The 24,576-nt window shown below is 47.7% G+C and carries 13 protein-coding genes; 11 read left to right on the forward strand and 2 right to left on the reverse strand.

Features of this window, described 5'->3' with window-relative positions:
* Positions 1-40 precede the first annotated feature (40 nt).
* The 11 genes from JT717_RS04605 (at position 41) to JT717_RS04655 (ending at position 22,469) form a co-directional block, all read left to right on the forward strand.
* Complete coding sequence (locus JT717_RS04605; protein WP_205508993.1) at positions 41-1,504, forward strand: alpha-L-fucosidase; 1,464 nt, start codon at positions 41-43, stop codon at positions 1,502-1,504.
* A gap of 33 nt (positions 1,505-1,537) precedes the next feature.
* Positions 1,538-3,412 (forward strand): beta-galactosidase, encoded by a 1,875-nt coding sequence (locus tag JT717_RS04610; RefSeq protein ID WP_240347812.1) that lies wholly within the window; start codon positions 1,538-1,540, stop codon positions 3,410-3,412.
* Positions 3,405-5,567, forward strand: a complete 2,163-nt coding sequence (locus JT717_RS04615; protein WP_240347813.1) for a glycoside hydrolase family 3 N-terminal domain-containing protein — start codon at positions 3,405-3,407, stop codon at positions 5,565-5,567. Before JT717_RS04610 ends, JT717_RS04615 begins: the two co-directional genes overlap by 8 nt.
* 86 nt (positions 5,568-5,653) lie before the next feature.
* A complete protein-coding gene (locus JT717_RS04620) occupies positions 5,654-8,263 on the forward strand; it encodes a glycoside hydrolase family 2 protein (RefSeq protein ID WP_205508994.1) in 2,610 nt (869 codons plus the stop codon).
* A 47-nt stretch (positions 8,264-8,310) separates the two neighbouring features.
* Positions 8,311-10,302, forward strand: a complete 1,992-nt coding sequence (locus JT717_RS04625) for an SUMF1/EgtB/PvdO family nonheme iron enzyme (protein ID WP_205508995.1) — start codon at positions 8,311-8,313, stop codon at positions 10,300-10,302.
* A 507-nt stretch (positions 10,303-10,809) separates the two neighbouring features.
* Entirely contained in the window at positions 10,810-13,890 is a 3,081-nt protein-coding gene (locus JT717_RS04630; protein ID WP_205508996.1) for a SusC/RagA family TonB-linked outer membrane protein, read from the forward strand.
* Between the two features lie 33 nt (positions 13,891-13,923).
* The gene (locus tag JT717_RS04635; protein WP_205508997.1) at positions 13,924-15,540 is read left to right on the forward strand and encodes a SusD/RagB family nutrient-binding outer membrane lipoprotein; all 1,617 of its coding nucleotides are present in this window, start codon (positions 13,924-13,926) and stop codon (positions 15,538-15,540) included.
* Between the two features lie 72 nt (positions 15,541-15,612).
* Complete coding sequence (locus JT717_RS04640; protein WP_205508998.1) at positions 15,613-18,954, forward strand: VCBS repeat-containing protein; 3,342 nt, start codon at positions 15,613-15,615, stop codon at positions 18,952-18,954.
* A gap of 1 nt (position 18,955) precedes the next feature.
* Entirely contained in the window at positions 18,956-20,401 is a 1,446-nt protein-coding gene (locus tag JT717_RS04645; protein ID WP_240347814.1) for a vanadium-dependent haloperoxidase, read from the forward strand.
* 741 nt (positions 20,402-21,142) lie between these two features.
* Complete coding sequence (locus tag JT717_RS04650) at positions 21,143-22,003, forward strand: helix-turn-helix domain-containing protein (RefSeq protein ID WP_205508999.1); 861 nt, start codon at positions 21,143-21,145, stop codon at positions 22,001-22,003.
* 58 nt (positions 22,004-22,061) lie between these two features.
* Positions 22,062-22,469, forward strand: coding sequence for a DinB family protein (locus tag JT717_RS04655; RefSeq protein ID WP_205509000.1), 408 nt, complete (start codon positions 22,062-22,064; stop codon positions 22,467-22,469).
* A gap of 117 nt (positions 22,470-22,586) precedes the next feature.
* Here the strand turns inward: JT717_RS04655 and JT717_RS04660 are convergent, their stop codons facing one another.
* Together JT717_RS04660 and JT717_RS04665 are read right to left on the reverse strand one after the other, a co-directional pair.
* Positions 22,587-22,769 (reverse strand): hypothetical protein, encoded by a 183-nt coding sequence (locus tag JT717_RS04660; RefSeq protein ID WP_205509001.1) that lies wholly within the window; start codon positions 22,767-22,769, stop codon positions 22,587-22,589.
* A gap of 15 nt (positions 22,770-22,784) precedes the next feature.
* On the reverse strand, positions 22,785-24,446 hold the full coding sequence (locus JT717_RS04665; RefSeq protein WP_205509002.1) for a sodium:solute symporter family protein: 1,662 nt from the start codon (positions 24,444-24,446) through the stop codon (positions 22,785-22,787).
* Positions 24,447-24,576: the final 130 nt, after the last annotated feature.

Consider the following 24,576-nt stretch of genomic DNA (forward strand, 5'->3'; position numbering starts at 1 on the left):
ATAGAAATTGAATCATTGACATATATAATCAGGAGCAAGTATGAAATTCAGTACAGGAATTATAATAACAGCAACAGCGGCATTGGTGTCCATTGGTTTTTTGCCACCGCTTGTTCGCCCCGTTGATCCACCGGCAGCAGTTGGCCCGGTTCCCTCGCCGGCGCAGCTGGCCTGGCACCAGATGGAAACAAATGCATTTGTACATTTTACCATCAATACCTTTACCGACCGCGAGTGGGGGATGGGCAACGAGAGCCCGGCCCTGTTCAACCCCAGGGGAACCGATGCCATGCAGTGGGCGCGGGTGCTGAAAGAGACCGGGTTCAAGCAAATGATCCTTACCTGTAAACACCACGACGGATTTTGCTTATGGCCTACCAAATACACAGAACATTCCATAAAGAACAGTCCGTATAAAAACGGCAAAGGCGACATTGTAAAAGAAGCATCCGATGCCTGTAAAAAATATGGATTGAAATTCGGCGTATACCTTTCGCCGTGGGATCGCAACCGGGCAGATTATGGAACGCCGGAGTATATCACTTATTACCGTAACCAGCTGAAAGAACTGTTCACTAATTACGGGCCGGTCACTGAAATGTGGTTCGATGGTGCGAATGGCGGGGATGGTTATTATGGCGGCGCGAATGAGAAACGCCGGATCGATGGAAGAACCTATTACGACTGGCCGAATACGTTGAACCTGGTGCGCCAGCTGCAGCCGAATGTTATCTTCTTCAGCGATGCCGGCCCCGGCGTGCGTTGGGTAGGAAATGAACGTGGTGTAGCCGGCGAAACCAACTGGAATACGATTACCCCCGATACCCTGTATGCCGGCAAAGCAGGCATTGAAAAACTGTTGAATGAAGGATCGCAAGATGGTACTCATTGGATCCCGGCCGAAGTAGATGTATCTATCAGACCAGGCTGGTTCTATCATAAAAAAGAAGATTCACTGGTAAAAACGCCTGAGCAGTTGTTTGATATTTACCTCACTTCTGTTGGCCGCGGTTCGGTATTGTTGCTGAACATACCACCCGATCAGCGCGGCATTTTTCATGAGCGGGATATCAAATCATTATATGGCTTCCGGAATATCCTTAACCGCGAACTGGGTAAGAACAAGGCACAGGGCGCCGCTGCAAGTGCCAGCAACTATCGCGGTAAAGAAGCTGCTTATGCACCCGCTAATGCGGTAGATAACAATCCCGACAGCTACTGGGCAACAGATGATGCAGTAACTACGGCATCCCTGGAAATAAATACCGGGAAACTGCAAACGATCAAATATGTGATGCTGCAGGAGTACATTAAACTGGGGCAGCGGGTAAAATCCTTTACGGTAGAAGTATGGAACAACGATGCCTGGCAACAGGTGGCCAGCGGAACAACCATCGGGTATAAGCGCATTCTGAAGCTGGCACCGGTTAAAGCCGGCAAAATCCGCATCAATATCACAGGTGCCAAAGCCTGCCCCGTCATTTCGAATGTGGCCATTTATTAATTCAAATTATTAAAAACAATCGAAGCAGATAGTATGAGATATTTCTGGACTGGCTTACTGTGTTTGCTATTAGCCGGAACGTCAAAGGGGCAAATGAATTCCAGTGCGGTAAAAGTGCATTCGTTTGAAGTAAAGAACGGGCAGTTCCTGTACGATAACCAGCCTGTACAGATCCATTCGGGCGAAATGCATTATGCCCGTATTCCGGCGCCTTACTGGCGCCATCGCCTGAAGATGATGAAAGCAATGGGTTTGAACACGGTAGCTACCTATGTATTCTGGAACTTTCACAATCCGGCTCCCGGGGTATGGGATTTTAGCACCGGTAATCACAACATCGCCGAATTTTTGCGTATTGCCAAAGACGAAGGACTATTTGTGATCCTGCGTCCCGGCCCTTATGCATGTGCTGAATGGGAATTCGGCGGATATCCCAGGTGGTTGTTAAAAGATACGAGCCTGGTCATCAGGGCAAACAACAAACCCTTTTTAGATTCCTGCAAAGTATATATCAACCAGCTGGCCGCGCAGGTAAAGAATTACCTGGTGAACAGGGGCGGGCCGATCATTATGGTGCAGGTGGAAAATGAGTTTGGTTCCTATGTATCACAACGAAAAGATATACCCCTGGCAGAGCACCGCAAGTATAATGAAGCCATATACCAACAGTTGATCAGTGCCGGGCTCACCGGCCCCTTCTTTACCTCAGATGGAAGCTGGCTGTTCGAAGGCGGCTCCATACCGGGTGTACTGCCTACCGCCAATGGAGAAGACAATGTAGAGAACCTTAAAAAAGTGGTGAACAAATATCACAATAATGAAGGGCCCTATATGGTGGCGGAATACTATCCCGGCTGGTTACATCACTGGGCTGAACCCTTCCCCAACATTTCGGCGAAACAGGTTACGCAGCAGGTAGAAAAATACCTGAAGAACGGCGTGCATTTTAATTTCTATATGGTACATGGCGGCACCAATTTCGGCTTCACTTCCGGCGCCAATTATAACAACGAACATGATATTCAGCCCGATCTTACCAGTTATGATTATGATGCGCCGATCACTGAAGCCGGTTGGGCATCGCCCAAATACCTGGCGGTTCGGGAACTGATGAAACAATATGTAAAGTATCCTGTTCCCGAAATACCGGCCAAAATACCGGTGATCACCCTGCCGCCCATTCAAGTCAGCAGATCGATGGACCTGTTCGACTGGAAGAATTCCATACAACCGGAAGTGGCAGATACGCCTTTATCGTTTGAAGCACTGAACCAGGGGCATGGGTATGTCTTGTACAGCAAACGGTTCACTCAACCCATCCAGGGTACCCTGCAATTGAAAGGCCTGCGCGACTTTGCCGTGGTATATGTAGATGGAAAGAAAGTAGCCGTGTTGAACCGGGTGGATAAACAATACACGGCCAGTGTAGACATTCCATTCAATGGCACCCTGGAGATCCTCGTTGAAAATATGGGCCGGATCAATTATGGCAGCGAGATCGTGCACAACAACAAAGGCATTATTTCACCGGTGCTCATTAATGATATGGAGATCACCGGTGGGTGGAAGATGTACAAGCTGCCGTTTGCGCAACAACCGCTGGTAGGAACCGGAAAGCAAAAAGCCGGAAAAGCAGCCTTGTACAGCGGTACCTTTACCGTAACCAAGCCTGGCGATGTATTTCTCGACATGCAAAAATGGGGGAAGGGCATCGTATTTGTAAATGGCATGAATCTCGGCCGTTACTGGCAGGTAGGGCCACAACAAACTTTATATCTGCCAGGCTGCTGGCTTAAAAAAGGCGTGAATGAGATCGTGGTGTTTGAACAGCTGAACGATCATATTAACCCGGTAATTACGACTACAGATAAACCAGTGTTGACTCAATTAAAATTGGATCATGAATAAGCATATTTTCTTCACCATATGTTGCTGCATCTCGATGACCGTACAGGCGCAGAACAATTCATCATTATTTCGCAATGCAAACCAGCCCATGGAGGCCCGGGTGAATGACCTCTTAAAGCAGTTGACCCTGCCTGAAAAGATCTCCCTGCTGGGTTATCGCAGTCAGGAAGTACAACGGTTGGGCATACCTGCTTATAACTGGTGGAACGAAGCCCTGCACGGCGTTGCCCGCGCAGGGGTGGCAACCGTGTTCCCGCAGGCCATTGGTATGGCGGCCACTTTTAACGACGATCTTTTACACCAGGCCGCTACGGTTATTTCCACAGAAGCCCGCGCCAAATACAACCTGTCAACCGGCAAAGGCAACCGGCTACAATATATGGGACTTACCTTCTGGTCGCCCAATATCAATATCTTCCGCGATCCACGATGGGGCAGGGGGCAGGAAACCTACGGGGAAGATCCATTTTTAACGGCCAGGATGGGAACCGCATTTATCAAAGGTTTGCAGGGTAATGACAGCCGCTATTTGAAGACATCGGCCTGCGCCAAACATTACGCCGTTCACAGCGGTCCTGAAAAAGGCCGCCATACATTTAATGCAGTCGTTGATGAAAAGGATCTGCGGGAGACCTATCTCTATGCTTTCAAGGCACTCGTTGATGCAGGCGTGGAATCGGTCATGTGCGGTTATAACCGGGTAAATGATCAGCCCTGCTGCACCGGCAATATTTTACTACAGGACATCCTGCGCAAGGAATGGAAGTTCAAAGGGCATGTGGTAACCGATTGCGGGGCGCTCGATGATATTTTTATGCGCCATAAAGTAATGCCTTCAGGGGTAGAAGTAGCTGCTGCTGCTATCAAAGCCGGAGTAAACCTCGATTGCTCAAATATTTTACAACGGGATGTGATGAAAGCCATTGAACAAAAACTGCTCACCGAAAAAGAAGTAGACAGTGCACTGGCTGGTATATTACGTACGCAGTTCAAGCTCGGTTTTTACGATGCTGCAGCTGCAAACCCCTTTGCAGCCTATGGCGCCGACAGTGTTGCCAATGCAGGGCACGCTGCCCTGGCGCGTACCATGGCGCAACAAAGTATGGTGCTGTTAAAGAACGATCAACAGTTACTGCCGATCAGTAAAGAAAAATATCCGCAGATCATGGTGCTGGGCACCAATTCCGCATCCATGGATGCTTTGCTGGGTAATTACCACGGCGTTAGCAGCCGCGCGGTCAGTTTTCTCGAAGGCATTACCAATGCAGTAGATGCCGGCACGCGGGTAGAGTATGATCTCGGAAGCGATTACACCGATACCGTACATTTCGGCGGTATTTGGGCCGCAGGCAATGCCGATATCACCGTAGCCGTGATCGGTTTAACACCCGTATACGAAGGCGAAGAAGGCGATGCCTTCCTGGCAGCGCAGGGGGGCGACAAACCCGACATGAGTTTGCCCGCTGCACATATTGCGTTCATGAAAGCATTGCGCAAATCGAATAAGAAACCCATCATTGCCGTTGTAACAGCCGGCAGTGCTGTTGATATTTCGGCCATTGAACCTTATGCAGATGCCATTATTCTCGCCTGGTATCCCGGCGAGCAGGGCGGTAATGCTTTGGCAGATATTTTGTTTGGCCGCGTATCACCAGCCGGCCGCTTACCGGTCACCTTTTACCAGTCTTTTGCCGATGTACCGGCATACGACAATTACGCCATGAAAGGCCGTACCTACCGTTACTTCAATGGTAAAGTGCAATACCCTTTCGGTTATGGATTGAGCTATACTTCCTTTGCCTATGAATGGCAAAAGATGCCGGCCAATATCCGTACGGCGAAAGACAGCATTCAGCTTTCCATTAAAGTAAAAAATACCGGTACGCGCGACGGCGATGAAGTGGTGCAGGTATATGTCGAGTATCCGCCGGTAGACCGCATGCCGGTAAAAGAACTGAAAGCATATAAACGGGTATTTGTAAAAGCAGGCAGTGAAGAAACCGTTCAATTCAGTATTCCCGCTGCAGAACTGCAAAAATGGGACCTGGCTACCCGTAGCTGGAAATTGTATCCGGGCAACTATACGATCTTCGCTGGTGGTCATTCGGCTGATAAGAAAATTGTTGCCAGCGTAAAAGCAGGAGGCAGGAAGTAAATCATTTGTGAATTGCCAGTGGCAGCTGTGCTACACTTCTAAAGTGTGGCACAGCTCGTTAAACGGAACAACAAAAGAAACAGAAAATGAAAAAATTAACTTGGTTACTCCTGTTGGCTGGACAAGTTACCATTGCTCAGAACCGGTATGAATTGAACAGTGGCTGGCTTTGTTCACCCATAGGATCGGTAAAAGTAAATGGCGAAAAAATATCGGCGTCATCGTATTCCACAAAAGGATGGCTGCCGGCCACGGTGCCAGGCACGGTGTTAACCACTTTGCTGAACAATAAGAAAGTGCCCGATCCTTTTTACGGCATGAATAATGAAAAGATCCCCGACATCTATACTACCGGCCGGGATCACTATACTTACTGGTTTGTAAAAGACTTTACAGAGAAAGCGCCCCAGGGCAATGAACAGGTCTGGTTACAATTAAGAGGCGTTAATTATAGTTGTGATGTTTTTCTGAATGGAAAAAAACTGAACAGCGGCCGCCATTACGGTATGTTCTTGCGGCAGACCTACAACATTACCCGCTCACTGAACCCTACAGGAAGCAACCGTCTCGCGGTGATTGTATATCCGGTTGATCCGGTGGGTAATCCCAATGGCGGACAAGGTGGTGATGGAACCATCGCCCGCAATGTATCGCACCAGTATGTAGCCGGGTGGGACTGGATACAACCCATGCGCGACCGCAACACCGGCATCTGGGATAAAGTTTATATAGAAAGAACCGGATCAGTAAATCTAAAGAACCCGCATATAATTACACAAGTTCCTGGTGTACGTTCGCCCAATGGTCTGCAAGAACCTGCGCAGATCATCGCCAGTGCAGAATTGGAGAATCCTACAGATACAAAAAAGGAAGGAGTGCTGCAGTATAAGCTCGACGGACAAACCATCAAACAAAATGTAACTCTTGAACCAGGTGCGGTAAAGGAAGTAAAAATGCCGGTCTTCCAGCTCAATAATCCGAAATTGTGGTGGCCCGCTGGTTATGGTGCACAAAATTTATATACCATCCGTTTCCAGTTCCTCGAGAACGGAGAAACGGTTACCGACGAAGAGCAGGTGATTACTGGTGTCCGGGAAATTCAAACGGCCTGGAATCCCACCACCCGAAGCAAACAAATTGCAGTGAATGGGCAGAAGATCTTCATTAAAGGAGGGAACTGGATCATTTCCGACGCCATGCTGCGTTTCAGCGATCAGCGATATGATGCAGAAGTGCGCTACCATCGCGATATGAACCTGAATCTCATTCGCGTCTGGGGCGGCGCCCTGCTGGAAAGGCCTGAGTTCTTTAACGCCTGCGATAAATATGGTTTGCTGGTGATGCAGGATTTCTGGATGTCGGGTGATTGCAATGGCCGCTGGGTGGATCCTATGAAATCGGAAGATCAATGGACGCGCCGGAAATACCCCAATGATCACGCACTGTTTTTACGATCGGCGGCCGACCAGGTGAAAATGGTGCGCAATCACCCTTCGCTGGCCATGTGGTGTGGCGGCAATGAGATCACACCGCCCCAGGACATTCTGATGCCCCTGAAAGACTCCATCTTACCAGCCCTGGATGGTACGCGCTGGTTCGTTGATTATTCCAACAGCGATGAAATGTCGTACAATTTCCTGGGCGGAAATGGCGATGGGCCTTATGGCATTCAAAATCCACTCACCTTCTGGGAACACCGTACTTATCCTTTCAACTCTGAAGTAGGATCGGTAGGTGTAGGGGATTATGCCTCGCTGCAACGTTTCATTCCCCCCAGGAACATGCAGTTCCCGCAGTATGCATCCAAACAGGTAGATTCAGTATGGGAATACCATAAATACATTGGCTATAACGAGCACCTCGATCCCTATGGTGCACCAAAAGATATCTTCGACTTTACGCGCAAAGCACAGCTGGTGAATTATGATCAGTACCGCGCCCTGGCAGAAGGATTCAGTAACCGCATGTGGGATTGGTACACCGGATTTATCATCTGGAAAACGCAGAATCCCTGGACGGCTTTACGCGGACAGATGTATGATTATTACCTCGATCCCAATGCCTGTTTGTTTGGTTTACGCGCAGGCAGCGAGCCGGTGCATGTAATGTACAATCCCACCGATGGCATGGTGACCATTGTGAACAACAGTTTTGCTGTGCAAAGAGACCTGATGCTGTCGGTACGCTTTTATGAAATGTCGGGTAAAGACAGTTTTGTAACGCAGGTATTTACATATGTGGAACCATCATCGGTAAAACGGATCTTATCAGTTAAAGAATTAAAAGAGAAACTGGCAAAGGACATGGGTGTTTTTCTGTCGTTGCAGTTAGTGGATGAAAAAAAGCAGGTGGTGAGCGATAATTTTTACTGGTTGCCTGATGAATCCGGTGCTTATTCCGGATTGCAGGCAATGGGCCATGCCGCATTGAAAGTAAAAGCAAGTTCAATTGGTAAAGGAAAAGTGCAGGTAACGCTCACCAACGCGGGCAATAATCCGGTTGCCTTTTTCAACCGCATTACATTGCTCGATGCGAAAAAGAAAGAGCGCATTCTGCCGGTATTTTACAGCGACAATTATGTTTCTGTGGTTCCGGGTGGTGACAGGAAAATTGTAGTGGAGCACGATCATACCGGGCAATTGCTGATCGGTGTCGAAGGCTGGAATGTTTCGCCTGTCGAAGTGCCGGTAGAGTAGACAATATTGTTTATTTTACAAGTCATTTTCAACCAACATCTGCATTTATGGTTCATCGGTGGTCTGTTCTCTTTAGTTCCTTCCTTGTTTTCGTCGCTTTGCCAGGGATTGCCCAGCAGAAGAATTCCATTGGTATGCAGCTGGTAGATATCCGCCCGGGAACTTTCGACATGGGATCGAACCGCGGAAAAGAAGATGCCGACGAAAGCCCGGTGCATCCCGTTACCATTACCGCTGGTTTCAAAATGTCGGCCACTGAGGTCACCAACAAACAATATGAAGCCTTTGATCCGGCCCATAGCAAATTGCGCGGTAAAAATGGATTCTCGCTGAAAGATGATGAAGCAGTTGTATTTGTGAGCTACGAAGAGGCTGTCGCATTTTGCGCCTGGTTATCGCGCAAAGAAGGTAAGCCATACCGGCTGCCCACCGAGGCGGAATGGGAATATGCCTGCCGTGCCGGTACTACCACCGATTATAATACCGGTAATGAGCTGCCTGCAGCGTATCAAAAATTACAACATACCAACCGTACGCCGGTACCGGTTTCCCTGCAGGTGGCACAAACAGCTCCCAATGCCTGGGGGCTGTATGACATGCATGGCAATGTAGAAGAATGGTGTTATGACTGGTATGGCCCTTACCTGCCCGGTGCACAAACAGATCCCGTAGGCCGGCAGGCGGGCATGAGCCGCGTTACGAGGGGCGGAAGCCATAACACGCCGGTTCGTTTCCTGCGCTCGGCCAACCGGCAGGGTATGCTGCCGGAAGATAAACACTGGCTTACCGGTTTCAGGGTAGTACAAGGCGAGATGCCCCGTACCAAAGCCATTGCCGCGGAACCCCTGCCTGCCAATAGTTTGCAGGTATCACAACAAAAACATAGCTGGAAAAAAGAAACGCAAGCCATTTTTGAAGCGCCTGTTCCCTTTGTGATAAAACCCGATAGTAGTCTGGGCATTCCCTTTTATAAGCATAATCATTGTCCGGCCATCACCTGGTGCCCCAATGGCGATCTGTTGGCAGCCTGGTTCAGCACCAATGCCGAGAGCGGCCGCGAAATGGTCATACTGGCCAGCCGTTTGCGGGCCGGTCAAAAGAACTGGGATACGGCTTCCCTGTTTTTCTGTGTACCAGACAGGAACACGACCGGCACCTCTTTGTTATATGATCAGAAGGGAACGCTTTATCATATCAATGGACTGGAAGCTGCAGGCGACTGGCAGAACCTGGCCATGGTAATGCGCACCAGTACGAATAACGGGGCTGGCTGGTCAAAACCGGTATTGATCGCACCGGAACATGCAAAGCGGCATCAGGTGATCGCGGGTTCATTGATCACGAAGCAAGGATGGCTGGTGCAGTTGTGCGATGCAGATCCCAGCTCTCGGGGCGGCACTGCCGTACACATCAGTAAAGACAAAGGGGCCCATTGGAGCACACCCTATACATTGGCCGTTACACCACAGTATGAAAATGGCGCTGTGGGTGGTTTGATTGCGGGTATCCATGCCGGTATGGTGCCTTTAAAGGACGGCCGTTGGCTTGCTTTCGGCCGCAATGATAATATTAAGTCAGACAGCCTGGGCGATAGAATGCCCATGAGCATTTCCAATGATGCCGGCGCCACCTGGTCATATGCCCCCTCCATATTTCCACCCATCAGCAGCGGACAAAGGCTGGTATTGCGCCGCCTGAATGAAGGGCCCTTGTTATTGGTATCATTCACCCACTGCCCCGGCAAATCAGGTGTCGAAGGAATGGACTTTACCAGGTCCAACGGGGAAGTATATAAAGGGTATGGTATGTACGCCGCCCTTTCTTATGATGAAGGTAAAACCTGGCCGGTTAAAAAGCTGCTTACAGATGGCACCATGCGGCAGCTGAACGGGGGCGCCTGGACAGGCCTCTTCACAATGGATAGTACGCATGCAGAACCAAAAGGATACCTGGCCGCCACCCAAACGCCCGACAATGTGATCCACCTCCTCAGCAGCAATCTCCACTACCGGTTTACTCTCGCCTGGTTACAGCAGTAAATTACAATTGGCAATGGTCAACGGGCGATGGTCAATACATCTCCGCTGCAGGAATTCAATTATTCATTTCAAGCTGCGTGAACCATTGACCATTGACCATTCACTATAACGGTAACAATATAAAGTGCCGGCGAAATAGTGACTGTAATCATATTTTTAAATTTTTTTCTGCCGCTTGCATCATATTACTGAAAATGATTGCCTCTAAAAAAAGAATTGTTAATTCTTTATTACAAAATCCTATTTGCTTACACTTATACTATGCAACCATGTGTAATTGAGTACACATGATTGGGGATGAATAGACAGAGAACCTACATGCTATTTAGTTAAGTAGTACCGAAACTAAAACCAATACTTCACCGACCCCTTAACTGAAAGGGCATTAACACCATTAGGGAGTTTTCAAAATGATCGCGGTCTGTAAACAGACAGCCAGCCCTTGCTATGTCATTTTGTTACCATCTTCTATTGGGAGTTATTTAATCATCATAAAACCAATTGCTAATGAGACATGTTCACCTGCTAATTGCATTTATTCTACTGCATTCAGCAGTACTGGCCCAAACCCGACAGCTATCAGGTTTTGTCAGAGACAAGGCTGGTACTGGTATTCCCGCCGTCACAATTAAAGTAAGAGGAAATAACAATCAGACCGTAACTGATATAAACGGTGCTTTTAGTTTGCAGGTACCAACTGGCAATATTCAACTGGTAGCGTCTTCGGTAGGTTATTCCGAACAAACCATCGACGTAGCTGAAAACCAGGCGAACGTTACCATTAACCTCGAAGAAGGTGCAGGACAGCAGCTCGGCGAAGTGGTTGTAACTGCATTAGGTATTTCCAAAGAAGCCAGGAGGGTGGGATATTCTGTGTCGACCGTTGTGGGTGACCAGCTGAATCAGGCCCGCGAAACCAATGTGGCCAATTCACTGAGTGGCCGCGTGGCGGGGTTGAAAGTATCCGGTACCAATAGCGGTCCCGGCGGTACGGTAAAACTGTTGTTGCGTGGTTTGCCCAGTATGAATAATCCTGGTTCGCCGCTCTTCGTTATCAACGGGGTGCCTATGGATAATACACAGCGAGGTGCTTCCGGTGAGTGGGGTGGCGCCGATTATGGCGATGGTATCGGTAACATAAATCCCGATGATATTGAGACCATGACTGTCTTGAAAGGTCAGGCCGCTTCTGCTTTATACGGATCGAGGGCTACCAATGGGGTGATCCTCATTACTACCAAGTCGGGCAAACGCGGTGATTTTTCTGTTGACTATAACCTGAATATAATGGTTGATGACGCCATTGACTTTACTGAGTTCCAGTACGAATACGGCCAGGGAGTGAATGGCATGAAACCGGCTACCAGGTCAGCTGCACAGGCATCCGGCAGATTCAGCTGGGGCGAGCGGCTGGATGGCTCGCAGGTCATTCAGTTCGATGGCAATACCTATCCATATGTTGCACAGAAAGATAATATCGAGAATTTTTACCGGCTCGGTCCTTCTTTTACCAATACGGTTGCCGTTTCAAGAGGTGGTGAAAATGGTTCTTTCCGCTTATCATTATCAAACCTCAGTAATGAGTCGATCATCAGAAATAGTGGCCTCGATAGAAAAACAGCAAACCTGAATATTGAACAAAACATCACCGATAAGCTCCAGATAAAAATGATGGCCAATTATATAGATGAGCGTTTTAAGAACAGGCCGCAGTTGAGTGATGGGCCCATGAATGCCAACAACGGGCAGTTCCTGGCTACCAATATCGACCAGGAGATATTGAAGCCGGGATATGATCCTGCAACCGGTTATGAAATTCAGTTCAGTGATGATGAATATGTGACCAATCCCTGGTTTGTGGTGAATCAATATATTAATAACGTGGATCGTAAGCGGTTCATTACATCCACTGCTGCACGGTACAATTTCACAAAAGGGATCTATGCACAGGCACGCCTTGGTTATGATATCATGCATGACCGGTTATTTAAGGTAGAACCCTGGGGAACTGCTTATACAACCAACAGGGCCGGTAACCTGCAGGACCTGGCGTCTTTCGAGCGCTATGAACTGAATGTAGATGGATTGATAGGCATCAATCAAAGGATAACTGATGACCTGAGCTTTGATGCAGCCGTAGGTGCCAACCTGCGTAAGAACCAGGATGAGAAGATAAAGATCGGTGGCGGTCCGTTCATCCTGCCTTACCAATACAGCTGGAACAATGTACAGAATTTTAACCGCGAACATATCTTTAATAAGACGCAGGTAAATTCTGCTTACTATACCGTTGACTTCAGCTTCAAAAATTTCCTTACACTCGGTACTACCGGCCGGTATGATGCCTATTCTACACTGCCTGAAGATAACAACACGATCTTCGTGCCATCAGTATCGGCCAGTTTGATCTTTTCTGAATTAGCCAATATCAACAGACTCGATTTTGGTAAACTGCGGGCATCCTATGCAGTTACCAGCAATGAGCTTACCAGGCCCTATCAAACGGATATCTATTACTCATTGGGTAATCCGTTCAATACTGTGCCGATGGGACAGTTCAATACTTCCCTGCCAAGCGGTTTGTTGAAGCCATTCACGGTAGCAGAATTTGAAATTGGTACAGAGTTAAGAACGCTCGGTAACCGGTTGAATTTTGACGTGGCTTATTTCACCAAGAAGACCAGGAATGAGATCATGAATGCCACCTTTAGTATTGCTACAGGTTACACCAGCGGTTATATTCCCAACGGTCAAACGCAGAACAAAGGTTTGGAAGTGATGATCAATGCGGTGCCGGTAAGAACGAAAGATTTTAGCTGGACCACTACTTTGAATTTCACCCACATCAATAACAGGGTACTTAGGACCGATGCCGCAGGTAACAACGTAAACCAGGGCCAGAACCGTGGTACATTAGGGAATGCCATCACGGCTTATGTGCAGGGATTTGCCGGTCCGCAGATCCTGGCCTATGATTATAAACGCGATTCCAAAGGCGATATGGTAGTGGATGCTTCCGGTTATCCGGTGCGGGGCGACAGCCTGATCGCCTGGGGCAGTGTATTACCGAAAGTGTATGGTGGATTGAATAACGAAATTACCTTCAAGGGGCTCGCGCTTTCATTCCTCATCGATTACAACTACGGTAATAAAATACTCAGCGCTACTAATTATTATGCCATTTTACGCGGCTTGCATAAAATGACCCTGGAAGGACGGGATGGTATCACAAAAGGCGTTACAGAAACCGGCGCCCCAAATACCGTAAGAGCCGATGCACAGGGCTATTACCGGGCATTGGCACAGCAGGTAACTTCGGTGACTGTGGTCGATGGCGACTTCATCAAATTGCGCCAGGTGCAGTTAAGTTATTCCGTACCGTCGAATATTGTCAGCAAATGGCCATTGTTCAGATCAGTGCAAATTTCATTGGTTGGACGCAACCTGTGGACCATCATGCGAAAGAGCGATAACATCGATCCCGAATCACAATTTGGTTCCGATGTGAAGTACTATGGTATTGAAGGTACCAGTCTGCCTTCAACCCGCACGTATGGGGTAAACCTGAATTTGAAATTTAAAAAGTAGTGATCAGGCTATTTAAACATTAAAATGTTTCAGATGAAAAAAATATCTCTATATATAGGTTTGGTGGCTCTTGCGCTGGCAGCGGGATGTACAAAGGACTTTGACGCCATAAATACGGATCCTAACCAAACGCCTCCTGCTAATTTCAATTCCGATTATTTTTTATCGGGCAGCCAGTGGAATTATATCAATGGTATCACCGGTTATAACGGCTCTATTTTATTCCAGAGTGGCTGGGCGCAGATTTTCTCTTCCACTTCATCGGGCGCCGCCAATTATTACAGCAATGCCGATAAATACGTACCATCTGGCAATACCAACGATTATGCGGGCCGCGGTTTCGATCTTATGTATAAAAGCGCCCGCTTGTCGCAGGAGATCATCAATAACTATGGCAATAATGCCGATAAAGTAAATGTGGTAAGTGCGGCCACTGTTATGAAAGTGCTGGCCATGCATTACGCAACTGACCTGTACGGCGATATTCCTTATTCCCAGGCTTTCCAGGCGGCTACCAATGTTACACAGCCTGTTTATGACAAACAACAGGATGTTTACAATTCCCTGTTGAATGACCTGGATGCAGCGTTGACAAAATTTGATCCGTCAAAACCGAAACCTGCCGCTGACCTGTTCCCATATCAGGGTGATGTGGCCAAATGGAAAAGGTTCGGTTATTCGTTGATGCTGCGGATCGCCATGCGGTTAACAAAAGTGGATCCCGCCAAAGCACAGCAATATGCGGAAAAAGCAGCGGCTGGCGGAACCATGTCTTCTGTTGCAGATGATGTATGGGTAAAAGGCGATAATGCCGCCGGTTACCGCAGCGAGAACTCGCGTGCACTGATAACGCCGGCCGACTTTTACAGCGTGAGATGGAGTAAGACCCTGATGGATTTCCTGCAATCAACCAATGATCCGCGCATCAGCGCCATTGCCGAAGTGCCTCCTCCGGGGCTGGCTGGCAATACCGATGTCACTAAATCGGGCGATAACACAGCTGCCAACCAGATCGGTCAACCGCATGGCTGGGACCTCAATGGCGGTGCAACAGATATCAGGAACTCTCCCGGTTATCCCGGTGGTACCGGTAGCGGCGGCGATTTTACGCCCATAGGGAGATATTCCCGTCCACGCCTGGTTGTATACACCGACCTTAACAGTCCCCAGTTCGTAATGACCTATGCAGAATCGGAATTGTTACTGGCCGAGGCAAAAGCAAGAGGCTGGAATGTGGGCGCTACTACCGCCGCCCAGCATTATGCCAATGGTGTATCTGCCGGTATTCAATCTGTGGGAACATTCCATAGCAGTGCGGTGATTTCACCTGCAACGGCCAATGCCTATGCAGCAGCAAACCCCCTCAATACTTCTTCACTGGCTGCCTCATTAAAGCAGATCAATGAACAGTATTGGGCAACCACCGGCATACTTATGAATTTTGTAGAAGCCTGGAACAACTGGAGAAGATCAGGATACCCGGTACTCACCCCGGTTGTATATCCCGGTAATTTTTCGGGCGGCGTTATTCCCCGAAGACAATTATACCCCACAACCGAACCAACCGCCAATCCCGAGAACTACAGGATGGCAGTGAGCAATCTCACTGCCGGCGATGCATGGAACTCGAGAATGTGGTGGGACAAGTAGTCGATGTGATAATTTGATAATGGAAAACAGCCGTGTCACGATTCAAACCGTGGCACGGCTATACTGTTAGTTATGAAAAGAACAGCCATCATCATTACCCTGCTTTGCTTCATTAGCGCGCTTACTGCCGTGGGACAAAACCCTTTGTTTGAATTGTTAACGCCGAAGCAAACAAACATACATTTCGCCAATCGTATCAATGAAACCGAACATCTGAATGTGCTGGCCTACGAGTACTTCTATAATGGCGGTGGCGTGGCCGTGGGTGATATCAATAACGATGGACTCGAAGACATTTTTCTCGTCGCCAATATGAACGAGAATAAATTGTACCTCAATACCGGTAACCTGCAGTTTAAAGACATCACCAAAGAAGCCGGCGCCGCACTTGCGGGAAGACCCAGGAGCTGGAAGACCGGCGTTACCATGGCCGATGTGAATGGCGACGGCTGGCTGGATATTTATGTATGTTATTCCGGTAAGGTAACCGACGAGCTGCGCCGCAACCAGCTATTTATCAACCAGGGCAATAGTACCTTTAAAGAAGAAGCGGCCGCCTATGGCCTAGATGACAAAAGCTACAGCACGCAGGCTGCCTTTTTCGATTATGATAACGATAGTGATCTGGATCTTTTCCTGCTAAATCATAGTATAAAGAAGGTCGATAATATGGAACTGGCCCGCTACCGCGATGAAGTGGATGAGCTGGCAGGCAACAAACTCTACGAGAATCAGAACAATCATTTTATCGATGTTTCCAAAAAAGCCGGCATCCGGCAAAACCCTTTAACGTTCGGACTGGGCATAGCCATTGCCGATATCAATAAAGACGGCTGGCAGGATGTATATGTGACCAATGACTATAATGAGCCCGATTATATGTACATGAACAATGGTGATCGCACTTTCACCAATGAAGCCGATAAAAGCCTGCGTTATCTTTCGCAATTTTCCATGGGGGTAGATATTGCCGACTTTAACAACGATGCCTTACCGGATATTGTTACGCTCGATATGCTGCCCGAAGATAACCGGCGGCAGAAGTTATTGCAGCTGCAGGAGAACTATGAATCCTTTGCGCTGATGGTGAACCAGGGTCTAAACCCGCAGTATATGCGCAACATGCTGCACCTGAACAATGGCCTCATGCCGAAGGCTGCTGATTCTGCCTCCACCGGAGGGCGCGGGGGGAAGGGCGGTTCCCTCACTTTCAGCGAGATCGGTCAACTGGCCGGTATTTCCAATACCGACTGGAGCTGGTGCCCGCTGCTGGCCGATTATGATAATGATGGCCTCAAAGACCTGTTTGTTACAAACGGTTACTTACGCGACTATACGAACAAGGATTTTCTGCGTTACTGGGGCGATTACAAGGTGAAGAAAGCGATGGACCGCCAGCCGGTATTGATGATGGACCTCATACGCGTTATGCCTTCCACTACACTCCCGAATTATATCTTTAAAAATAATGGTAATTGCACCTTTACCAACCAGCAGAAAACATGGGGAATGGATAGATCGGCCATCTCATCAGGGGCGGTATATGCAGACCTGGATAACGATGGTGACCTTGACCTTGTGATAAATAATATCAATGAGCATGCGTTTGTGTACAGGAATACCGCGAGAGAAAACACAAAGGCCGGCTATCTTTCCCTTATGCTGCATTACAAAAAGCCAAACTGGTTTGCCATTGGCGCAAAAATTTGGGTCTATAACCAGAAAACGGTTCAATATGCAGAGGTAAATCCGGCGCGGGGTTATCTTTCCTGTGTAACTACCCGGCTGCATATGGGTATTGGCAGCGCCACGACGGTAGATTCAATAAAAATTGAATGGCCCGATCGCAGCGTACAGCTGCTGACCAATGTAGCAACGAACAAAACACATTCGATCAACTGGCAACAGGGCGGTGCGGTCATAGAAGAAGACCCGGTATATGCGAGGACGATTTTTACACCTGCCGAAAAATTATTTACTTATAAACATAATGATCTCAGTGAAAATGATTTTAAACGTCAGTTGCTGATGTTGTTTATGTATTCAAAGACAGGGCCTGTAATGGCAAAAGGAGATGTGAACAAGGACGGCCGCGAAGACCTGTTTGTAAGTGGCGATAAGAACAAACCGGGCAAACTATATGTACAAAATGCCAAAGGATCGTTTTATGAAGAACCGAATTTCTTTGCCGGGGATGAAACCAGCAGCACCATTGCAGCTGCCACATTTTTTGATGCTGATGGCGATGGCGACCAGGACCTTTATGTGGCCAAAGGGGGGTATGCTTTATATGAACCCGGCAGGCCGGCTTTGCAGGATGAACTGTATTTAAATGATGTCCGCGGACAGTTTAAACTGGCGAGCGGCGCCTTACCCAATCTGAGCGCCAACAGCAAATCCTGTGTGCGGCCCTGTGATTTTGATGGGGATGGCGACCAGGACCTGTTCATCGGCGGCCGCGTCATTCCCGGCTATTATCCATTGGCGCCCACTTCTTACCTGCTGCTCAATGACGGTAAAGGAAAGTTCTCGTCGGCCAGCGTACCATTTGCCCAAATTGGAATGGTTACCGATGCCCAGTGGGCCGACCTCGATAAAGATGGCCGCAAAGACCTGGTGTTATGTGGAGAATTTATGCCTGTAACGGTTTTTATGAATACGCCCTCCGGTTTTGTTGATAAAACCAGCACTTACTTCGATGGGGCAGCCAATGGCTTCTGGTTCTCGCTGCAGATCGCCGATATTGATAATGACGGTTACGAAGATATCATTGCCGGTAATTTGGGATTGAACACCTGTATAAAGGTGTCGGCTAAAGAGCCCGGGGAATTGTATTATGCCGATTTTGACGGCAATGGTTCTGTGGATCCTTTCTTTAATTTTTACAACCAGGGAGTAAGTTATCCGTTCGTAAGCCGCGACGAATTGAATGAGCAGATCTATCCCATGCGGAAGCGGTTTACTTCTTATGCCGCTTACTCGCAGGCTACCATCAACGACATTTTTACGAAAGCCGAACTCGAAAAGGCTGGTAAGTTACAGGTCACTGAAACCCGCACCCTGGCATTTTTAAACAGGGATGGAAAATTTCTGGCAACAGCATTGCCCATGCAGGCGCAGTTTTCATCGGTGACAAAGATCCTTGCCAATGATTTTAACAGCGATGGTAAAAAAGACCTGCTGTTGTTAGGGAACCATTCGGCTAACCGGTTAAAGATCGGCTGTATAGATGCCAGTTATGGTTGTTTGCTTACCGGTGATGGCAGGGGCGGCTTTACCTACGTGGCGCAGCCCAATTCAGGACTTTGCCTCAAAGGCGATGTAAAAGCGGCAGAGGAAATAAAGGTCAATAATACCAGGTATGTAGTAGCAGGCATCTGTAATGATGCCATGCAGTTCTATAAAGTAGAGTAACATGAAGTTAATCGCAGTTTGTTTGTTTGATTTGTCATACCGGCGTTTGTTCCCAAACGCCGGTTTATTGCATTTTTTGGGTAGAACCGTTTTTCATCGGGTGCTGCTGTTAGCCCTTATGTTATTGCAAGGGCAGCTTGCCAGCGCGCAAACCAAAGCGGCCAAAGCAAAGATGGTGCATAAGGAAGAAGCTGTTTTCGCCCGTTACCTGCAGCCGGCTGTCTTTTCCTTATCAAAAATAATGATGCATGATGTAGTGAACCCGCCGGCAGCGGCGCGTTATTATGCCTATTGCATGTTGGGCGCTTATGAAATTGTTTCGCAGCAAGACACTTCATTGACATCCCTGCAGCTGCTGTTGCATGAATACAAACGTCCGCTGATAAGTACCCGGCCAAAAGACTATGATGCCCGCATAGCGGCCATTTATTGTATCCTTGAAACGGGGCGCTTATTATTGCCATCAGGTTACCGGTTACAGGAAGAGGAAGAACAGTTTATTGCAGAACAGAGAAAAGCTAAAGTACCCCGCGCAGTCATTGACAGTTCCATACAGGTGGCAAATTTCATAGCCGCGCGTATTGCAGATTATACGAAAACAGACAGGTATGGCAAATTAAGTGCGCAATTGCGGTATACGCCGGTGAAAGGGGATGAATACTGGTATCCGACACCACCGGCTTATATGGAAGCCGTAGAACCTAACTGGAAAAGCGTGCGTCCGCTGCTGATCGACTCCTGTAACCAGTTCCTGCCTTTGCCCCCGGTTGCATTCAGCAAAGACAGCAACAGCGCCTTTTACCGCCTGGCCCTTGAAGTGTATGAAACCTCATTAAAACCTACGCAGGAGCAATTGGATATTGCTGCGTTCTGGGATTGTAATCCGTTTGCCGTTGCCACCTCGGGGCATATGGCTATTGGATTTAAGAAGATCAGTCCGGGCGGGCATTGGATGAATATTGCCGGTATCGCTGCGCAGAAAGCGCGGTTGGGTTTTGCAGCTACTATAACGGTACAGATGCTAACCGGTATTGCCATCATGGATGCCTTTATCTGTTGCTGGGATGAAAAGTTCCGCTCAAACCGCATAAGGCCCGAGACCTATATCAACCGCTACATCAATAAGAAATGGGAGCCCTTGCTGCAAACACCGCCTTTCCCCGAATATACCAGCGGGCACAGCGTGATCTCTACCACGGCGGCGGAAGTGCTTACCTATTTGATGGGCGATAATTTTAACTTCACCGATAATTCAGAAGAAATATTCGACATTCCCGCACGAAATTTCACCTCTTTTCGCCAGGCCGCAGAAGAAGCAGCCATCTCCCGCTTGTATGGCGGTATTCATTACCGCGATGCGATTGTAAACGGACAGCAGCAGGGAAAACAGCTGGGCGCTTTTATCGTCGGACGGCTAAAGGCGGCTGGTATACAGCCGGTACAATAGCCTTTTGCAGTCATTTATCCCGATTGTCATCGGCTAAAAGGACATGATTGAAATACGATGTCTTTCATCTGGATTACAATCCCCCTGATCTGAATGCAAAAGGCGTAAACCTGTTGCAAAGAGCAGGAATATAATGATCGTAGTTTTGCATTTGAAAAAAGGTGCAAATAGTAATTGCAAAGTCAGCATGATCAATGATGAAAACGAAGGCTTACGGGTGAAAATTTTAATAGTTGATGGCTGAGAGGTTTTGTCGCACGAACTTGATCAGAATAGTAATAACATTTTCAACATATCAGTTGGCTAAACGGCCATTGCATTCAAATAAGATAGCTTGCCTTTCATACCAGATATCTTGCTTTTTATATTAACGTTCGTGTTTATCTATTTGCAGGGCTTGCACGGCAAACAACGAGGTTGGTTCATTAAATTAAACCGGTTGGCGCGTAAAGAGCTTAATTTTTTATAAGATCTCTGTGTTACATTGTAATAACAATAAAGCTTGTTATCAGATCGATCCTTTTTGTGCTGAGATCCATTGATCACATGATGATAAGTGAGCTTTTTTGTAATGACATTGTTTTTTTTGCAGTCAAACCATGGCGAGCGCATGGCAAACAATGGGTTTCATATCCGGGGCCAGCTGGCCGCCCTTTCAGCAAATGCGTTTTGTATTTGGAACATAGGTGCTGTTGGCCATGAATCTGAGACGGACAGGCTAAAAATTTGTAATTTTAGCCAATGGATGCAGATATTCACACATTATATGAATCTGATTTTTATCGCATCATGGATTTCAGGTGCAAGTGTATAGATTGCCGTACATCAAAACCGGAATACAACACTACATTCTGCATCAGCTTTGTGCGTAAAGGCAATTTCCTGTTTAATGTATTTCGCGAGTCGCTGGACTCTTATAACGGCTGTGTGTTGGTCACGAAACCGGGTTACGAACGCACGGTAACGCATACGCATACTGTGCCCGACGAATGCACCATCTTCGAATTTAAAGAAACATTTTTTTCGGAATTGCTGGAGCATTATGGCGGTATTCCTTTCTTCAAGCAAAAAGATTGGGATTCAACGCTGATCAGGACCAATGCTGAGACTGAGTTCCTGCACTTTCAAATAATCCGGCTTATTCTCAACCGGTCGAACAGTAAGCTGCAGCTGGACAATATGGTGATGGAAGTGATTGAAAAAGTGCTGCGGAAGATCACCGACTACAAACCCGATCATCGCATCAATGCCCGCTTAAAGCAAAATCATTTGATCACCATAGAACGGGCTAAAGAATATCTGTCCCAGCATTTTACCGACGATATTTCCCTGATGCAGGTAGCCACCTATTGTTATGTAAGTCCTTTTCATTTCAGCCGCCTCTTTAAAACATTTACCGGAGAATCGCCCCATCAATACCTGCTTAGCCTCCGCCTCAAAAATGCCGAGCTCTTATTGCGCAATACATCGCAGCCTGTGGCCGACATCGCTTTTGCTTCGGGGTTTAACAGCATTGAACATTTCACCGCTGCCTTCAGGCAGAGATATGATTGTCCACCTGCGGCTTATCGGCAGCAGAATGAAGTGGCGCACCACAATTAGCAAGATTCCTTAACCCGCCCGGAAAACGGCTATATAGCTTTGCTGAAAATACAGCATCATGAAAGAACAATTATTAGCAACTGTTGAAAATTCAAAGAATTACACATTGCAGGTGGCCAATGCCATGCCCGACAAAGGGTATCAGTACAAACCGGCGGGCGCTGGTTGGAATTTCGGCGAGTTATTGCACCATATCGGTTATGGGATCCAATGGTGGCAGGATAATTACATTACAGGGAAAAAAACCAGTTGGGATCCCCCACCCGCAACGGTTAACAAAAAGGAGATCATCACCTATCTCACTAACGCCTATAATACCCTGCAAAAAACGATCAAACAACAATCACTTACCGAAGAAGCCCGCAAAGGAGTTCATGCCACTATAGATCACATTACCCATCATCGGGGGCAAGCCGTTCTCTATTTGCGGACAAACGGAATAGAACCACCCGAGTACGTATATTAAAGTATTGCCAGTTACCGGTTACCCGTCGCCAGTTGCCAGAAAGAGAGATCTCCGTGAAAATTCTAGTGAGTTATGCATTATGGTCCTTGTAACCGGTGACAAGTAACCGGCGACGGTTTATCGCCTCCTCCCCCTTATCAACATCATTGCCAGTCCGAACACCAGGAAGCCGCCACCGGTATATGTATTCAACGGACTGGCACTGTTGTTCCCTAATAGTACATTGAACAATAAGATAAGCGATACAATGGTAAAGAAAAGCCCTATGACAAATTGCAGATCGTTTAATTTTTTTAACATGGAAGCAAGCTTTAATTAGAAGAAAATAATATTCAGCACTAAGGTGATCGCCAGCAGCAATATACCCAATGGCACTACGCGCAGATACCATTTCTGTTGATGGTATTTGGGTTTTTCTGTTAACGAATATACTAAACCCCTGAGTTCTTCATCGGGTTTCGGTTTTGTTACCAGGCTTACAGCAATGGTGGTAAAAAAGTTTACGATCCAGGAAACGGCGGCTACGATAAATGCCTGCCCCATACCACTCTTGATGGTATACAATCCGGCGATCCAACCGCCTTTGCCTTCCGCAACGGTTACGCCATGCGTAATTGCAGCGGCCAGGGTGCCCGCTACCAGTCCCCAGAAAGCACCATGCCCTGTTGTCCGCTTCCAGAACATGCCCAGCAGGAAGGTGGCAAACAGCGGTCCATTTACAAAGCCAAATACCAGCTGCAGGAAGTCATTGATATTATTGAAGCTTTTGGCAATGTAAGCGGTGGCAATGGAAATGAGGATGCCGATGACTGTTATACCCTTGCCAACGAGCAGGTAATGCCGGTCGCTTTTGTTCTTTACAAAATAGGATTGGTAAATATCGAAGGTGAATACCGAATTGAATGCAGTCACATTTCCCGCCATACCACTCATAAAGGAGGCAATCAGCGCCGTTATACCAACACCCAGGATGCCGGTAGGGTAGTAGTGCGCAATGAGGGAAGGTAAGGTCATGGTATAGTCCAGCTCCCCATCAGCGGTTGAAGGAATCCGATATCCTTTCGACAGCAGGGCAGGCTGCATTAAAGTAATGGCTATCAAACCGGGCAGCACAACGATCAGCGGCATTAACATCTTGGGAATGGCAGCTATGATCGGTGTGCGTTGCGCATCGCCCATATTCCGGGCGATCATTGCTCGCTGCACCACCAGGAAATCGGTGCACCAGTAACCGAAAGACATTACAAACCCTAGTCCGAAGATCAAGGACATAAAATGCAGTCCCATGGGATTGTCATTGGCATTGCCCATGTATTTCCAGGCATGGGTCATTTCAGGCTGTAAAAGGGCTTTGATATTTTCCCAGCCGCCTGCATCCTGCAGGGAGATCACCACCAGGGGCGAAAGGCCCAGTACGATCAGGAAGAACTGCAATACCTCATTGTATACTGCGCTGGTCAATCCGCCCAGGAAAGTATACACCATCACGATGCCCGCCGATATCCAGATGGAAATGTCAAAATCCCAGTGCAGGATCGTTTCCATGAGTTTGGCCAGTGCGTATAAAGAAATGCCCGAAGAGAAGACGGTCATAACGGCAAAGGAGATGGCGTTCAGGCCGCGTGTTTTTTCATCGAAACGCAGCGACAGGTATTCGGGTACGCTGCGGGCACGGCTTCCATAATAGAACGGCATCATAAATACGCCGAGAAAGACCATAGCGAAAATGGCGCCCACCCAATAAAAGTGTACGGTCATGATACCATACTTGGCGCCGGACGCTACCATCCCGATCACTTCCTGTGCACCGAGATTGGCTGAGATAAATGCAAGACTCGTGATCCAGAGGGGAATGCTTCGGTTACTCGTAAGAAAATCGTTACTTGATTTAATTTTCTTTTTTATAAGGAACCCAACACCAATAACAAAAATGAAATAGACCAGAATGATCAGGTAATCGGCTAGTTGTAGGCGCATGTGCAATCGTTGACTGTAGGTGATAGTTTCTGGCACAATATATTTCTTTCATTCCATTATTATGACTGGAATCATATATTGGCCAAAAAAGTTACGAATACGATTTCGGGGAGCAAATGTTACCAGTTAC

Source organism: Longitalea arenae (assembly GCF_016924755.1).
In the GTDB taxonomy this organism is placed as follows: domain Bacteria; phylum Bacteroidota; class Bacteroidia; order Chitinophagales; family Chitinophagaceae; genus Niastella; species Niastella arenae.